Source organism: Armatimonadia bacterium (assembly GCA_039679385.1).
Taxonomy (GTDB): Bacteria; Armatimonadota; Zipacnadia; order Zipacnadales; family JABUFB01; genus JAJFTQ01.
Genome location: JBDKVB010000088.1, coordinates 19,527 through 35,481, shown reverse-complemented (window position 1 = coordinate 35,481; position 15,955 = coordinate 19,527). Strand labels below are relative to the sequence as shown.

9 protein-coding genes are annotated in these 15,955 nt (G+C 65.5%); 1 reads left to right on the top strand and 8 read right to left on the bottom strand.

The genetic code is table 11. The annotated features are described in order from the left end of the window. The 7 genes from ABFE16_10270 to ABFE16_10240 form a co-directional block, all read right to left on the bottom strand. Positions 1 to 736 (bottom strand): hypothetical protein (locus tag ABFE16_10270; protein ID MEN6345686.1); only part of this gene is annotated, 736 nt, incomplete at its 3' end. 40 nt (positions 737 to 776) lie between these two features. After that, positions 777 to 2,786, bottom strand: coding sequence for a hypothetical protein (locus ABFE16_10265; protein MEN6345685.1), 2,010 nt, complete (start codon positions 2,784 to 2,786; stop codon positions 777 to 779). Between the two features lie 89 nt (positions 2,787 to 2,875). After that, positions 2,876 to 3,505 (bottom strand): RraA family protein, encoded by a 630-nt coding sequence (locus tag ABFE16_10260; protein MEN6345684.1) that lies wholly within the window; start codon positions 3,503 to 3,505, stop codon positions 2,876 to 2,878. Positions 3,506 to 3,553: 48 nt separating this feature from the next. Further along, positions 3,554 to 5,428: a CocE/NonD family hydrolase gene (locus tag ABFE16_10255; protein ID MEN6345683.1), complete on the bottom strand. Its 1,875-nt coding sequence runs from the start codon at positions 5,426 to 5,428 to the stop codon at positions 3,554 to 3,556. A 51-nt stretch (positions 5,429 to 5,479) separates the two neighbouring features. Beyond that, positions 5,480 to 8,314: a glycoside hydrolase domain-containing protein gene (locus ABFE16_10250; GenBank protein ID MEN6345682.1), complete on the bottom strand. Its 2,835-nt coding sequence runs from the start codon at positions 8,312 to 8,314 to the stop codon at positions 5,480 to 5,482. An 88-nt stretch (positions 8,315 to 8,402) separates the two neighbouring features. Continuing rightward, positions 8,403 to 10,391, bottom strand: a complete 1,989-nt coding sequence (locus ABFE16_10245) for a hypothetical protein (protein MEN6345681.1) — start codon at positions 10,389 to 10,391, stop codon at positions 8,403 to 8,405. A gap of 45 nt (positions 10,392 to 10,436) precedes the next feature. Beyond that, complete coding sequence (locus ABFE16_10240) at positions 10,437 to 11,720, bottom strand: Gfo/Idh/MocA family oxidoreductase (protein ID MEN6345680.1); 1,284 nt, start codon at positions 11,718 to 11,720, stop codon at positions 10,437 to 10,439. Between the two features lie 368 nt (positions 11,721 to 12,088). Here ABFE16_10240 and ABFE16_10235 point away from each other — a divergent pair, with 368 nt between their 5' ends. Further along, positions 12,089 to 14,671, top strand: a complete 2,583-nt coding sequence (locus ABFE16_10235; protein MEN6345679.1) for a DUF87 domain-containing protein — start codon at positions 12,089 to 12,091, stop codon at positions 14,669 to 14,671. A 63-nt stretch (positions 14,672 to 14,734) separates the two neighbouring features. Here the strand turns inward: ABFE16_10235 and ABFE16_10230 are convergent, their stop codons facing one another. Continuing rightward, a complete protein-coding gene (locus ABFE16_10230) occupies positions 14,735 to 15,862 on the bottom strand; it encodes a PLP-dependent aspartate aminotransferase family protein (protein ID MEN6345678.1) in 1,128 nt (375 codons plus the stop codon). Between the last annotated feature and the right edge of the window lie 93 nt (positions 15,863 to 15,955).

Sequence of the window (15,955 nt, the reverse complement as noted above, 5' to 3'; positions counted from 1 at the left end):
ACAGGCACCCCATGTACTGGCTGTAGCCGAGGCCCTCGACGAAGAGACCATCGGGGCGGAAGAACCACCAGTTCTCCTCGCGCCGCGTTTGGTACAGCGCTCGCGTCAGCCACTGCGAGGGCAAGAGCGAGCCCTCGCGGTATTCGCAAAGGGTCAGTGCCGCCATTCCCAGAGCCGAGGTGCCCAGCGTCCGCTGATTGCCATAGTTCGCACCACCGGTCACGCCGTCCATGACCCGGTAGTAGTACTCGGCCTCGGCGGCAATTCGTGCACGGAGGGCACGATGGTCCTCCGGGCTGAGCCCGTCCCAGGCGGCCAGGACATCGTAGGCCAGCACATAGTCAGCGAAGCGGTGGGAACTGGGCTCGAGGTACCCGTGCTCGGCTTCCCGCCAGATGGGCTGCGCGAGGAGGTCCTCGCGTGCCCGGCGTGCAGCGGCTTCATCACCAACCAGCCACCACTCAAGGGCCGGAGCGCAGCGATACCCCGAACTGCGGAAGCTCTTCCACCAGGCATCGGTGGGAGGCTGGCTGAGGCGCTCGCGCATTCGCTGCCGATCGCTCTCGTCGAAAAGCAGAGAGGGGTGTCGCTCTTTGGCGGGAAGCTGCGGCTGCCAGAGCTGACCCCACTCTGGTGGAATCAGGTCGTTGTGCCAGGTCTCGGCCATGGCCACACCGGAGGAGACAAGCCCCAGCAGAACGCTCATCCTCAGCCCTCGTGTCAGCAGCTCGATCATCAGCCGATATCCTCTCACGGACGCCGGGAGTGATGCAGGCTCAGGTCTTCCAGGTGAGGTCCAGGACCACCATTCCGCGGGGTGGAACCTTCACGCGGAACTGCGAGCCCTCCGGGAACACGGGCTTGCCCGGGAAGGAGGAGCGGACGCGGATACTCTCGATCTCCCGCCCCGTCTCGATCTGTGGCAAGGTGTAGTAGTAGCTGTCGTTGCCGATGAACAGGCGCAGCGTACCGTCTGCCTGGCGAGCGCTGAACAGACGCGTCACGTCCGCACGGGTCAGTGCGTGCGGGGCCCTCGCACAGGCAAGGATCGTGTCGGCGCAGGCCTGCACGAAGCTCTCGGACACCTTGCGGTAGTAGAGCTCCTGCAGGAAGCTCACGGGCTCCGGGACGCCTGCAAGATCGTCGGGGATCGTCTCTTCCCCATCGCTCACCAGATTTGGCACGATCTCCGGTCTCGCCCCATAGACGCGGCAGCACAGGGCCTGCGGCGCGTACACATCCTCGAACCCGAAGTCGGCCTCCGGCAGTGAATCGGCCGTGCCGCCGATGCAGATGACAGGCCCCTTCCGGTAGGCGCAGACCCGAGACAACTCCTCCTCGGGGAACAGGTAAGGGTTGCAGACCAGGATCGGCCCCTGGGCCTGGTCGAGGTCTGCAATGTCCACGACCGCGTTGACCGGCGCCCCGTGCGAGGTCAGGGCGTACACGATACGGTGCGTCGTCCAGCGGCGAGTGCGGACGTAGTCGTCAAGCTGCGCCGCGTTCGCAGCCTCCGACCACACGAGCGTTGCACCTTCCACGCCCACGGTATCACCCGAGAAGCCCACGTCCCAGCGCTCGCGCAGCGCCTGCCACTCGTGAGCCTGGAGGCAGTCCGCCAGGCAGACCATCGGCCCGGCCCAGCAGCGGTCATACTGACCGCCGGAGCCGACGCGGTAGAGGTTGCTCATCGTGTAGCTCTCGCGCTCGGAGACGGTCGGGGCGTGGCGGAGTACGTCCCACTCCTCGTTCGTGTCGTGGGTGCCGAAGAGGCCGTGGATCGGCGTCTGCGGCGTGTAGGCCTTCATCAGCATCAGCATCGCAGCGTAGTCGTAGCGCGCATCGACTGCCGCACCGCCCTCGGCACCAATCGAGACACCTGCCGCAACGGTCTCCGCGACGAAGCCGTCGATACCCGTTTGGGCGATACGCCGATAGTCGACCCCGTAGCGGTAGTAGGCCTGAAAGGGGTCACGCGTCCAGGCGTTGTTGAAGACGATCTTGCGCCCGTCGGCGTGCAGGGCAGCAACGATCTTGGTCCAGAAAGCGGTCCAGCGGTCGGCATGGAAGCTCAGCCACTCGGCACGCAGATTCGCCCAGAGGTAGTCGGCGCGCTTGGCGAAGGCTTCAGAATCGCCCTCGCAGGGCCTGGCGAGGTCAACCGGCATCGCCCCGGTGGCGGTGGCGAACTGATCGACCATATCGTCGGAGAAGTCGACCTCATAGATCGGCAGACGGGTGCTCGTGTAGCCGTCGGCCGCATGATAGCCGTCGAAGCCGTAGTCGCGGAGGACCTGCAGCAGCTTCTCGGCGTAGAAGTCGCCATAGTAGGTCCCGTCTGCGAAGCGGTGCAGCGGGCAGAGGCAGTTCAGGCGCTCACCCCGGCGGTTGGTCTCGTGAAGCTCGGGGTGACTGTCCGTCCAGGGGCTGCGCCGGATCTCGCCGTCGACGCGGTTCACGAACAGGTCGAAGACGGCGCAGTACACCGCAACATCGTGCTTGTGGAGCTCATCGACCAGGGCCTTGAGCTGCCGGTTCGTCCACACCTGTCGCGGTCGCTCCGGACTGTAGGGCCGCGCACCGTAGGAGCAGTTCTCAGGCGGCAGGTCGCGCTCCTCGGCAAGCCCCTCGTGGGTGTGGATGAAGTCCGGGCAGCAGAGGTGGAAGGAGATCACGTCCGGCACGAATCCGGTACGCGAGAGGAACTCGCCGACGCCGAAGTCCGGCAGCGTGTTGTCGAAGCCAATGAGCTCGATCCACAGCAGTCGCTTGTAGGTATCCGGCACGAGTAGGAACTCCTTGTTCGCGGCATATCCGCGGTCTTGAAGCGGCAGCGGACGGATGGAGGAGATCGGACGTCAGTCCAGGGCCCCGGCTAGACCTCCGTGTGTCTGCGAGCAGCGTCCGGGCCCAGCTTCTCGTACAGCTTCGCCTTCCACTCCGCTTCCTTCTCCAGCACTTGCCGGCACGTGTCGTAGGTCTCCAGCAGTTCCTCCGGCTGCACAACCACCACTCCGAGCAGGTCGCCAAAGATCAGGTCGCCGGGTCGCACGAGCACGCCGCCGCACTGGATCGGGACGTTGACCTCACCAAGCTTGTCGCCCGTGCCGGACGCTGGGTGGATTCCGGCGGCGAAGAGCGGATAGCCCAGCGTTCGCACCTCGGCGATGTCGCGGACTGCACCGTCGATCACGGTGCCCGCGATGCCACGGGTGAGGGCGGTGAGGCTGAAGATCTCGCCCCACATGATCGCCTCCAGGAAACCCTGGGCGTCGATCACGATCACCTCGCCCGGCTTCGCTGTGTCGAGGGCAAGACCGCTGGCGTAGGTCCCCCCGGGATAGGCATGGGCTGTGCAGGCAGGCCCATGAACCCGCAGGTTGTCAGCGATCGGCTTGATTTGGTGACGCATCGTGCGGTTCTTGTGCCCCATACGAAACAGGGCGTCGCTGAGGATCGCAGTTGACATCTCGGCCAGGGCTGCGACGGCGGTCTGGCTGTCCATTGTGGTCTCCTCAGGGCGATACAAGCCACCCTTGCTGTTGGTGGTTGGCTACAGGTTCTGATCGTCGGACGACTGCACCGGCAAGGTGATGTGCGAGGGTCGCGAGCGGTCGTGGTAGAGCGTGTTCGTCGCGACGCGGGAGAGTCGCTCACGTCCCAGGGGGCCGCCGGTGTTCGGGTTCGCATCGAAGCGCGGGTAGTTGCTGCTGGAGATATCCACGCGAATCCGGTGGCCCCTCACGAAGCGGTTGGCGGTCGGGTATAGCTCGAAGCTGACCTCGTAGACCTCGCCGGGCTCGGCGAGCTTCTCCTGCTCGAAACCCTCGCGGAAGCGCAGACGCAGGATGCTGTCGGCGAGGTTGATGGCGGCCCCGGCAGGATAGGCACCACCCGGCGGGTACAGGTCCAGGAGCTTGGCGGTGAAGTCCGTGTCGAGGCCATCGGTGTCGACCCACAGCGTCACCTTGAGCGCACCGGCGACGATCAGGTCCTCAGCGAGGGGCTCCGTCTCGAAGCACAGAACGTCCTGGCGCGCCGATAGCGGAAGATGTCCCGTGGTGAAGGGGAAGCGACTGTCGTTGCGCTGGTCGAAGCCGCCCGGTGGAATGGGGATGGCGGATAGCTGGCCGCCGATGGTCGGCACCGGGTCCTTGGGGTCGAAGTGGTACGAGGTCGAGGCGCCCTCCTCCGCAGGTGGCTCTGTGGTCAGACCGCCGTCGGCGTGGAAGTAGAAGGGCGTCTCCGAGACTCCGGCCGGCGGCCAGGAGGACTCGCTATGCCACTCGCCGCCGTGGTCGATAGTGCGCTTGCCCTCGGCCAGACCGATACCGCCACCCATGAGGAAGTAGCGCACCGGGCTCTCCTGTTCGACCGTGGTATGCAGGCCCTTGAGGAACTGGTCGAACCACTTGAGGCGAACCGTCTCGTAATGCGCCAGGCCACCCTCGGGCCGGAAGGAGAGATCGCCGGCTGCCGGAACGCCGACTCCACCATGGTGCCACGGTCCCATCAGGAGGTGCACGGGCGACTTCTGCCGCCGGGACAGCTCGACGAAGTTCGTGATTGTGGCGCGTGTGTAGGTATCGTACCAGCCCCCGACGTAGAGAGTGGGAACGTCGGCGTGCTCGTCGTAGTAAGGCCGCGGACCATAGCCGGGCTGCTGCCAGTACTCGTCATAGGTGACCCTGGTCAGCAAGTCCAGGCACCAGCGCTCGTAGGAGGGCACGAGACGCAGGGGCGAGTTGCCCGGGCGTATACTACCGGCCTTCACCCATTCCCAGAGGTTCGCCGCAGCTTCGTCCAGTGCCATCTTGAGCGCCGGATCGGCCTGGGCCTCGCGACTGGTCGGAGCCATCGTGAAGGCGTAGACGAAGAACCGCTGCTCCAGCGCACCATTGTGACGCATCGAGTGGTGGTAGTAGCTGGAGGGGCCGAAGGTGGGGATCATGGCGGACAGGTGCGGCGGGTTGAGTGAGGCCAGGGCGCTCTGCACGGCGGCCTCGTAGGAAGCGCCCATGGTCCCGACCCGACCGTTGCACCAGGGCTGAGCGGCCAGCCACTCGACCGTATCGTAGCCGTCGGGTCCCTCATGGGCGAAGGCGTAGAACTCACCCTCGGACTGATAGCGACCACGGACGTCCTGCATCGCCGCCACATATCCCCGCTCGGCGTAGAAGCGACCGGTCGCAGAGTGGTTCGTCTTGTCATAGGGCGTGCGGGTCAGGATGACGGGGAACTCACCGGCGAGCTTCTCGCCGCCGCAGGCCGGGAAGTACAGATCGGTGGCCAGAAGGGTGCCGTCGCGCAAGGGCAGCTTCGTGTTGGGCTCGACGATGACGTCGTACTGCGGAGCTGAGCAGGTGATGTGCGGGTTCAGCGCAGTCACTCCTCGGCAAAGCAAGGCTGAATCGCCGGGAGGCGGCAAGGCCGCCCTCCCGTAACGGGATGAACCGGACTCGTGTGCCACAAGCCACGGCTAGCGCGTTGCCAGCTTCTCACGCAGCCACTGCCGAGTGGCTTCGGCGCGAGCCGGATCGCCGGGAACCGTCACGACCTCCTGCAGACGGCGCTGCAGCTCCTGCAGACCCGCCTGGTCGCCTGCTTTCCTGAGTCTGGCCTCCGTCAGCGACAGGAGCTGGTAGTCCTGCCAGCCACGACGCCAGGCCTCCCAGCGGCGGGAATCGACGATGCCACCCTCGACCGGGTAGACCAGGGAGGTGTCGTAGGAAGCCTTGTAGTCGGCGCGATACCACGGGTCCCCGTAGTACTGCTGAGCCCAGTAGCCAATTCCAGTGATGCCCTGACTGTAGGCCCACCAGAACTTGGCGAGGTAGTGTCGCGTCGGGTCCTGAGCCTTGTCGTTGCCGCCCTCGCTGTAGAAGTAGCACCAATGGGGCTTCGCTCCGGCACGGAGAAGGTCGAAGAAGGGCCCCATGTCCTGAGCGAAGTGGTAGCGGTAGTGCGGTACCCATACGTCGGTGAGGGCGTTCATCTTGCGGGCTTCCTCGAGGTCCGGGGTGCTGCAGTCAATGACTACTCGCACCCGCGGATCCACCTGCTTCATCCACCCGGCGATCTTGCGACAGGCCTCGTTCACCGATTCATCGTAGGGGCAGAAGAGTAGTTGATCGTAGGTCAGCCCCGAAGCCAGCAGGTGATCCACAACCTGTCGGAACCAGGTCTTGAAGGCGACCTCGTAGGCGGGGCTCTCGAAGGGGAGGCCGAAGAGGTCCTTGCGCACCCAGGACTTCTCCCAGATGTCCAGGTTGATGTAGTAGGTGGTGAAGTGGCGGCGCGAGGCCTTGAGCAGCGCATCGAGCTGGGTGAAGTCGAGCGGCTCGGCCAGCATGCCGTCTTCCTTCGCCTGCACGCGGGGGAGGTTGCGCAGGGAGCTGATCGCGCACACGTCCACGCCATGATCGGCGAGGTCCTTCAGGTGCGCATCGAGCCAGGCAGGATCACTCCGCACCGGGTCGAGCAGGACGTTCCAGGTGAAGGTGTGCATGGCTCGCGGTTCACGGATATCCTGGGCGAGAACATGAAGCTGCAGCGGCAAGATCACCGGCTGGGCTCCCGCAGTGTCGAGGCGGTCGACGCGCACAAAGCCGGTGGCGTTGTCAATCGCCTGCGGGGCCTGCACAGTCAGCCAGACCTGGGCAGTCTCACCGGCCGGCACCGTCACAGTCCCGGCAGCCAGGGGGACCAGCGCGTCGTAGACCGCACGGCCGTCGCCTGCAGCGACCGGTGTAGCCAGACGCCACTGATGGGTCACGCCGGGGAGACCAAACTGCAGGTAACTGGCCGCAGCCTTTGGGTCGCCATAGCGCAAGGTCAGGCGCACGGTCACCGGATTGTCGGTCGGGTTCGTCAGGTCCCAGGCAAGGTCGAGCGTCTCCTTCGCAAGGGCCTGCAGAGAGAGTGGACCTGCGGGCGTCTCAGCCGGAGTGATAGCGCCGAGGGCCCCCAGGTAAGGCGAAGCCTGGGTCATCAGGACCCCCTGCCCACTCAAGGCGGCCGACCTTGACTTGAGCTTGCGCAGGTCGGTGTCGAGGCCCTGAAGGGTGGCTGACAGTTCCGCAAAGGATACCTGCGCGGCTACCGGGTCGAGGGCCTGAAGCTGCTGCTCGAAGGCGGTCCGGCGCTGCTGCCACTGCGCAAGGGCGTCCTGGAGCGATGCAGCCGGATTGGCAGGCGGCTCGAGCTGCGCCACCTGGTTCGCGAGGTACAACTTGAGGTCGTCGAAGACCATCAGTCCGAAACGTCCCGCAGCGTCGAAGGACCCTCCGGTAGGTCGCCATGCGGACAGCTCACTGACGGCCTTACGCTCGCGGCAGAGGTTACCGTACCAGGCCTCGCCGGGCTTCGGTGTTGCGGTGCCGAGTGAGGAGAAGGGGATCGCGATCTCCGCGACCCACTGGTTCTCGCCCTCGCTCACGGCGCTCTGCCAGGTGGGGTTGAAGCCAAAGGAGTCCGAGCCGAGCAGGTCGTGGCGCTGGTTGAGGAGGTCCACCAGGAAGTGCGAGTAGCTCACTCGGTCGCCCCGGGGATCAAGAAAGACCTCGACGCACTCGTTGTTCCAGATCGGCGCATCGTGGCCGGGGTACCTGGTGCGCGCAGCCTTGGCCAACTCGGGCTCTGCACACTTGAAGGCCAGGTACAGGTTGGTGCCGTCATGGCCGACGCGCACCTCGGTTGCGGCTTTGGGTGCAAGGCCGGCTGAGTTTTCTGCAAGGGTGACGGAGGCTGCACGGGCCCACTCCGCCGGATCAGCTTTGCCGTCAATCCTGGGCGCGGTGATGGTCGGGATGACCAGCGGTGAAGCTGAAGGACTGGCCTCGGGACCCTGGACCGTCAGCGGCCAGCGGAAGACGTCGCCGAGACTCCTGCCGTCCGCATCCACAACGTTGGCGTACTGCCAGCCCTTCTCGCCACCGTTGCGAGAGAGGAGAAGGGAGATCGCCGCCGGTCCCGGTGGGAAGTCGATCGGGACCTCCAGCGTCGCGGTTGTCTTGAGCAGGTCGCCGGCCTTATGCTCGCCGTCGAAGCTCCAGGGCGATAGCCTGTGGCCCTGGATGCGCAGGCCTCGCTTGACCGGGCCGGTCGAAGCAAAGTCCATCACGGGACCGCGGAAGGGTGGCTCGCCGGGCGTCAGGATCTTCCAGGTCAGGTGAGCGATCACCGTCTGCCCGGGCACCACCGTGGCGGGCAGATCATGGTTGAGGACAGTATAGGCACCGAAGCCCTCCTGGGCCAGGGCAGAACCTGCAACCAGGACGGTCAGCAAAGCTACAGGCACGATCCACTTTGGCATCGCGACCACCTTCGGCTATGAACGGGTACACGCCGGCGGCCACACAACGTGGCAGCGCCGGGTGCTGCGGCAAAGCTCGTCAGTGTACTCAGGGCGCGGGCGGCAGCGTCAGTCGGTCCCAGATCGCCGTCCGGGCTTTGTTGAAGCCGGGGCACTGAGGGTCAAGGGCCTCCGACGGATACAGCGAGATCATCGGCGCATGCTCTTCGATGCCCATTCGCACGGCGGCCTCGAAGGCCTCATCGGTGCCCTCGTAACGGACTCGTCCAGGCGCCTTCGGATCGTAGCGGCCGATGTTGACGAAGCTGCTGAGCTGCTTGCGATGCTTGCCCGCGTAGTACTTGAACCGGAGCCAGCGCGAGGCGGTCGCGCTCGTAACGTACTCGGCGCAAAGCCAGGTGACCTCCGGCAGCGCTGCCAGCCGATCGAGGTCGACCGCATACTGCGGGCCAACCCAGTCGACGTTCTGGAAGTAGATCGCGCCGCCGTAGTCCGGGTTGGCTGCGTCAGCCTCGGCGAAGGCCCTCGCCTGGACCTGGATCGAGCGAGCGAAGCAGGCCTGCGCCCAGTCATACCAGCGCGCCCAGTCCTCGGGACCGGCGTGGTTGTCCGTCCGGGGCGTATCGACGGCCCAGGCCTTCGCGGGGAAACGCGCCTGTGGGTTCCCGGTGAAGCGCCGAAAATCCGCCAGCGCCGCCTCGGAGAACAAGGGCACGTTGTACCAGGTGCCCAGTCGCCAGAGCGGCTCGTTGAAGAACAGGTAACCGACAGGCCCCACAAGATTGGCGCAGTCTGAGAAGGCCCGCTGAGCCGAAGCCACGGCCTCCTCGTTAGCCCAGTCGTAGAACTTGGGGGCCTTCGTGAAGGTGCCGGTCACCGGGTCGAAGGTCTCGCCCTGGAACTGGGGCTGACGGGCCGTCTCGAGGTTCCCCACACCAGGTCCTGAGCCGCCGAAGTTGAGGCTGAGCGCGAGCTTGATGCCGTATCTGGCGGCGCTGCGCACCTGCTTCTTGATCTCTGCGGCGATGGCCTCGGCGTGGGCTCGGGCTGCCTCGTTCTTGTCCCAGTTGAGGTCCCATTTCCAGTCCGTCCAGGAGACCGGCAGCTCCATCACGTCGAAGTGCGGCGCCATGTCGCGGAAGAAGCGGTCGAGCTCCTCCTCGGAACGTGGCGTGACCTTGCCCCAGGCGATGATCGAGGGCGATCCCTGAGCGAAACGCACCGGGCGCTTCACGGCAGGTAGGGCGGCAATCGGCTCAGTCAGCCAGGGCTGCGGTTCCTGCGGAAGGGAGGTCAGTGTGAAGACCGGCGAAGGGATCTGCGGGAGGTCGGAGAGGTCGATCTCAAAGTGCGTGGCGACCTCCTCGGCCACCGGCCACTCGAAGTTCACGCACTGGCGCCACCACCCATTCCACAGCTCCACACTGCGGGCCTGCGAATCCGGGCGCAGCACCACTTCATGACCGGCGAAGGGAAGGCGCACGGTCTCCGGCGCAGAGACAATGCCGTCCTTGCCGCCGAAGAGCGGAGCCACCTCTCGCCCGTCACGGGTGCGGATGGGTATGGGCTTGCCCGGCGTGTTCTCGTCCTGGTTCGGCTCACGGAGGAACAGCTCGTGGCGGTTCCCGATGAGCTGCAGCCGGTGCAGCCACCACTTCTCCTGCGGCTTGACCACCTGCCGCAAATGGTAGTCGAGGCGCAGGACCCCTGACTGGGTGAAGGTCCAGGTCTGCTGCCATTCCCAGCGACCAGGGCCGCCCTTGTCCTCGGCGGCGACCCCGGCCAGTTTCACGGTGACATGGCCCTGCGCACGTTCGACAACAGCCGGCTGCGTCTCGCCCTGGGTGAAGGCGGTGAGGCGACCCCAGCCAGGCTTGAGCAGGAGTGGCTGCACGTTCGGCCGAGAGTCGCTGAAGGGGTCGCCGATCACCAACTGGTCACGCCAGCGCACCTCGTTGAGGTGACTGGCGCTGAACTCACAGTCGAAGGCACCCAGCCCCACTACAAAGGGTGCCTGGGGCTGCTGCGCACTCGCGGCGACTGACAACAAGGCCAACAACCAGAGTGATAGCCTCATCGACTCCCTCCGTTGCAGACACAGCGCTTTCCGGACTGCGCCCTGTTAGGGCTTGAGCGTAGCGATCGGATCCAGAAGCTCCCAATCGGCAGGCGGCATTCCGAAGTCGGGGATCACCATGCGCTCACCATCGCGCTTGGCCGACTCGTGAGCGACCATTCCCGGTGCATTGTAGCGGGCTGCCTGCCAGACGTTGTTCTGTGGGAGCTTGTGATTGACGACGCAGCGGAGGAAGTCATTCACCAGGAACACATGCGTCCCGTCATGGCCATTGGGCACTCCGGCAAACTCGACCGGCAACTGCCAGTAGGGCTGCGCCCCGGAGATCCCCAGGAACTTCTTGCCCAGGTACTCGCGGGGCAGGTCACCCAGGTTCTCCTCGGTGATCTCGACGCCGTCGAAGGTGCGGATTGCGCTGACATCCTCGCGCTTGAGCGGCACCAGCTTGTTGGTCTCGGCGTAGGGGATCTCGCCGTTCTTGCCGTAGTCCTCCGGGAAGTCGAGCCAGGTGTAGACGCCCTGGCCGGGCTGTTCCTCGTAGGCGGCGCGGGTGCCCATGATCGTCATACGCCCATCACCGGCGCCGATGCGGCGGAACTCGTTGATCCTGGCCATGCCGCCGTCGGAGGTACGGAAGAGGCCCGATTCGTTGCTGAAGATGTTCTGCCACAGGCTCAACTCGGGGTCGAAGACGCCGTCCTGATGGTGATCGACGTACCCATAGCACGTCACCTCCGTCATGCGCCGGAAGGTCACACTCAGGACGAAGGCTGTGGAGTGGGTCGGGTAGAGCATGGGCGGGAAGCCCGCGGTCTTCTTCCAATCGGGTCCCCCGCTGTACATATAGGAGGAGTAGAAGTGGGCCATGTCGTGGTGGTACTGGCCCTCGCCGTAGACGAACTCGCCGAACTCGCCGCGGGCGAACTTGTTGCGGCAGAAGGTGGTCTGCGCCCGGTAGTAGCTGGTCTCGCCGAGCATGTAGATCATGCCGGTGGACTTGACGGTGTCGACCAACTCTGCCAGGTCCTCCAGCGAGGCGGCTGCAGGGACGGCGCTGTAGACGTGCTTGCCCGCTTTCAGCGCCGTGATCGCCTGAGGCGCATGGGTCCAGCGCTGGGTGAACAACGCGATGCAGTCGCAGTCACTGGCGCACAGGGCCTCCAGCGAATCGAAGGTCTTGGTGACACCGTTACGCTCGGCGACCTTCGCCAGACGATCCGGCACGAGGTCTGCCAGGTAGACTTCAGAGACGTCCGGATGGCGCAGGAATACCGGCACAAAGCAGCTCCCGAACTGTCCTGTCCCGCACAGTCCGATTTTGAGTCCCATGGTTACGCTCCCTAGAGGGTATGGCTTGCTCCGCTGGGTGATATCAGCGCCCAGGGAGGATCGCAGTGTCCTTGGTATCTGCGCAGGGCCTATTCGCCTCCCCGATCACACTCCCTCCCTCGACCGGGAGGAGGGGACCGCTGCTCGCGACAGAGACGGTCGGCCCGCTCCAGGTCGGCGAAGGCGACCTGCAGGATATCCCGGGGAGAACGAGAAGTGGGAGTGGCTTTTCGCAACGCAAGGCGCGGGTTGAGGAGCCTGGTGACGAGACTCGGCCAGACAACTCGACCGGTGGCTCCTCCCTATCTCAACTCCCCTGGCCGTCTGTATCGTGAGGGCGGCTGCAGGGACCTCTTGAGGGCCGGAAGATGCAGGATTTCGAGAAGCTGGGCCTGTTCTATCTGGGACGCGAGTATGACCTGGAGCGCCAGCAGCTACGGGACGACCTGGTGCTCTACGACTCGAGCGACCTCACCACCCATGGCCTGTGCGTGGGGATGACCGGCAGCGGCAAGACAGGCCTGTCGATATCTCTGCTCGAGGAGGCGGCCATAGACGGGGTGCCCGCGATTGTTGTTGACCCGAAGGGCGATCTCGGGAACCTGATGCTGACCTTCCCCGAACTGCGACCGGAGGACTTCCGCCCCTGGATCGACGAGAGCGCAGCAGCTCGGAAGGGCCTCACCCCGGAGGCTGCCGCGACTGAGACCGCCGAGACCTGGCGTAAGGGACTCGCCGACTGGGGCCAGGATGGCGCACGGATCGCTCGCCTCAGGGAGTCGGCACAGGCTACGCTCTACACCCCGGGCAGCACTGCCGGGCGACCCATCAGTGTCCTGCGCTCCCTGCAGGCTCCGGCGGACATGGCGGACATGGAGCTGGTTCGCGACCGCATCCAGAGCGTCGTCTCCGGACTGCTCGCCCTGCTGGGGATCGAGGCCGACTCGGTCCGCAGTCGCGAGCACATCCTGCTATCGACCATCATCGAGACGGCCTGGCTGGGCGGACGGAACCTGGGGCTGGCGGAACTGATTGCCGACATCCAGACACCGCCCTTCAGCACGATCGGGGTCATGGACCTGGAGAGCGTGTACCCGGAGAAGGACAGGATGGCACTGGCGGTGCAGCTCAACAACCTGCTTGCCTCGCCCGGGTTCAGTGCGTGGCTTGAGGGAGACCCGCTGGATGCCGGGCAACTGCTCTACACCCCCGAGGGACGGCCGCGAATCTCGATCCTGTCCATCGCCCACCTCTCGGACGTGGAGCGGATGTTCTTCGTGACGCTGCTGCTCAACGAGGTCCTCGCGTGGATGCGCCAGCAGCCAGGCACACCGAGTCTGCGGGCACTGCTATACATGGACGAGATCTACGGTTACTTCCCGCCGACCGCCATGCCGCCGTGCAAGCGTCCGATGCTCACGCTCCTCAAGCAGGCGCGAGCCTACGGTCTGGGGATCCTCCTGGCGACACAGAACCCGGTGGACCTGGACTACAAGGGCCTGGCGAACACCGGCACCTGGCTCATCGGGCGACTGCAGACGGAGAGGGACAAGGCGAGGGTCCTCGACGGGCTGGAGGGTGCGGCGACGACTGCCGGAAGCCAGTTTGACCGGTCGCGGATGGATGCGGTTCTGTCCGGGCTGAGCAACCGTGTGTTCCTGATGCACAACGTCCACGAGGACGCGCCGGTGGTGTTCCAGACCCGCTGGGCGCTCTCCTACCTGAGCGGACCACTGACCCGGGAGCAGATTCGTCGGCTGACACCGCAGGCAGCCGTAGCGCCACTTCCGGCAGTGCAAGCTCCAGCGGCGGCAGCTCCGCAGGCTCCGCGGGCCCTGACAACACCGACGCCTGCTCTGGCGCAGACCGTACCCGAAACGGTTGCTCCGGTTGAGCCGGTGTCACAGGTTGCGCCGCAGGTCGTCCTTCCGACGATCGCAGCAGCCCAGCCTGCCGCACAGATGGCGATCGGCCCTGAGATCAGCCTGCCTCAGTCCTATCTGCCAGTCACCCTTCAGCCGCCGGCGGGGGCGAAGGTGACGTACTCTCCGATCCTCCTGGCCTGCGCCGAGATCCGCTACGTGCGCGTCACCCCGGCCGTCGACTATAGCCTTGAGCGGGCCTGGATCGCCGAGCTGCCTGAACCCGGCCGGCAGATATCCTGGGAGGGTGCGCTGGTCGTGCAGGAGAGCAGTCTGCCCCTGGAATCCGAGCCGGCGCCACTTCCTGCACAGTTCGCCGCCCTGAGTGAGGGAGCGCTGAGCGCACGGAGGCTGGAGGAGTACCGCAAGGGCCTGACCTCCTTCGTCTACAACGACATGCCGCTGCGCCTGTGGAAGTGCGCTGACCCGAAGGGGGTCTCGGATCCGGAGGAGACGGAAGTGCAGTTCCGGATGCGCCTGGGCCAGGCTGCGAGGGAACGTCGAGACCAGGCCATGGCGCAGGTGCGGGCCAAGTACGCGGACCGGCTGGCGAGTCTTCAGGAACGCCTCCGACAGGCTCAGGAGCGGATCGCCCGCGAGCAGGCGGAACACAGTAGCCAGAACCTGGACGCTGTTGTCAGCCTGGGAGCGACGGTGCTGGGTGGACTGTTTGGGCGCAAGGTGGTGAGCCGGCAGACGATGGACCGCGCCGCCTCGACGCTGCGCCGTGCGACTCGGGCGAGTCGTGGAGGCCGGGAGGTAACGGAGGCAGAGGACTCACTGGAGCAGCTTCAGACACGCCAGGCGGAACTCGAGGCCGAGTTCAACGCGGACCTGCAGGCGGTCAACCGGGCGGTCGATGGCACGCAACTCGCCCTTGAGGCCGTGGACCTCCGGGCCAAGAGGAGCGACATCCAGGTGACCTCGCTTGCTCTGCTCTGGGCGCCCTGGGCCATCGACGCTTCCGGCCAGGCGACGCCGTTGTTCGAGCTGCCTGCCGCAGCGCAGAGAGCTACAGGCCCGGCCTAGGAGGGTCGCCGCCGGGGATCCTGCGCTTGTCCTCTTCGGGGATGTGCCCTCCCGCAGTCGGTTCTAGCCCATGGCCTGCTGCAGGTCTGATAGGATGTCCTCGGTGTTCTCGATCCCCACAGAGAGACGCAGGAGCTGGTCTGAGATGCCGATGCGCCGGCGCGCTTCGGGGTCCATTGTCCTGTGCGAAGCCGTGGCCGGAGCGCAGATCTTGGTCTCGACGCCACCAAGGCTGAGGGCAGGATGGATCATCTGCAGTCGGCTCATGTAGTCCTCAGCCGAAGCGGTTGGGTCGGCCAACTCAAAGGACAGCATGGCGCCGAAGCCCTTCATCTGCTCGCGGGCGAGGTCATGCCCGGGGTGGTTGGGCAGGCCAGGGTAGTACACGGCGCCGATCTGCGGCAGGTCGGAGAGAGCCTGGGCGATCACCATGGCATTGGAGGTCTGGCGCTCCACGCGCAGGCTAAGGGTCTTCATGCTGCGCTCCATCAGGTAGCAGGACTCGGCGTTGAGGCTGCCGCCGAAGTGGGTCGCGATCTCGCGGATCTGCTCCATCAACTCGCGACGCGCCAGGACTGCGCCACACTGCAAGTCGCTATGGCCGCCCAGGTACTTGGTCCCGCTGTGTACCACCACGTCGATCCCCAGGGGGATGGGCGTCTGGTTGATCGGCGAGGCGAAAGTGTTGTCAACAATGGTCACCACGCCGGCTTCTCGGGCGATCTCGGCCATGGCACGCAGGTCGATGATCTTGAGCAGCGGGTTCGTGGGTGTCTCAAGGTAGAGGACCCTTGTCTTGTCCGTCAGCGCCGCCTGGAGGCCTTCGGGATCGCAGGGAGCGAAGGTACAATCGATGCCCAGTCGGGGGAACCCCCTCTCGGCGAAGGCGTGGGTTCCGCCGTAGAGATCGTCCTGGAGTACCACATGGTCGCCGGCCTGCGCAAAGCTGAGGAGGGCTGTCGAGATGGCGGACATCCCCGAGGCGCACACGATGCCGTCCTCGGCGCCTTCGAGTGCGCAGAGCTTCTCGACTACTGCCTCCTGGTTCGGAGTGTTGAAGTAGCGCTGGTAGAGCGGTTCCTCACATCCGAGGTACTCGTAGGCGGTGGAGGTGAAGATTGGTGAGTTGACGCCGCCGGTTTCGGCATCGAGGTACTCCCCGGCATGTACGCACACGGTCTCGAGTCTCATGGCACGCTCCTGGTGGCACAGTCTCGTCTCGCGGCGGGGCCCAGGCACTCAGGCGATCCCTTTGCTCTCGTCGCAGCCCGGCTTCACAGTCTT

Coding starts and splice junctions, on each gene's coding strand:
- ABFE16_10240 (MEN6345680.1), bottom strand. CDS start 11,720: ATGGGACTCAAAATCGGACTGTGCGGGACAGGACAGTTCGGGAGCTGC.
- ABFE16_10230 (MEN6345678.1), bottom strand. CDS start 15,862: ATGAGACTCGAGACCGTGTGCGTACATGCCGGGGAGTACCTCGATGCC.
- ABFE16_10235 (MEN6345679.1), top strand. CDS start 12,089: ATGCAGGATTTCGAGAAGCTGGGCCTGTTCTATCTGGGACGCGAGTAT.
- ABFE16_10245 (MEN6345681.1), bottom strand. CDS start 10,391: ATGAGGCTATCACTCTGGTTGTTGGCCTTGTTGTCAGTCGCCGCGAGT.
- ABFE16_10260 (MEN6345684.1), bottom strand. CDS start 3,505: ATGGACAGCCAGACCGCCGTCGCAGCCCTGGCCGAGATGTCAACTGCG.
- ABFE16_10250 (MEN6345682.1), bottom strand. CDS start 8,314: ATGCCAAAGTGGATCGTGCCTGTAGCTTTGCTGACCGTCCTGGTTGCA.